Here is a 348-nt window from a genome sequence, read left to right as displayed (position 1 = left end):
ATCCGATCGGTTTTGCGGGTGGGCTGAATTTCTATGCGTATGCGCCGAATCCGGTGGGGTGGGTTGATCCGTTTGGGTTGAACCGTACCAATAAACAAGGACACTATCACGGACCAAAACCCAAATATCATAATCCCGGCCATCATGACCTTTCATCAGGAAACTTCAGAGGCGGCACAACCCTGGCGAACGACGTCTGATCCACTACTTCTACGAACCGGGCAGCTTCATCCCCGTCGCCCAAACCGTCGAAAACCGCAACCTGTCGCTCGTGCGCGAGCCAAGCCATGAAAACGGCTACCACATCGACCGCGACCCGCTGTGGCAACACCAACCCGTGGCGAAACC

1 pseudogene is annotated in these 348 nt (G+C 55.7%); it reads left to right on the top strand.

What is annotated here, in order from left to right:
* Positions 1–200 (top strand): annotated as a pseudogene (locus tag GHO32_RS26735) (hypothetical protein); the annotation flags it as partial.
* Between the last annotated feature and the right edge of the window lie 148 nt (positions 201–348).

This window comes from Pseudomonas sp. FSL R10-2189 (genome assembly GCF_009600325.1).
GTDB classification, from domain to species: domain Bacteria; phylum Pseudomonadota; class Gammaproteobacteria; order Pseudomonadales; family Pseudomonadaceae; genus Aquipseudomonas; species Aquipseudomonas helleri.
Note: the sequence above shows the minus strand (reverse complement) of the source record. Positions and strands in the feature narration are given on the sequence as shown.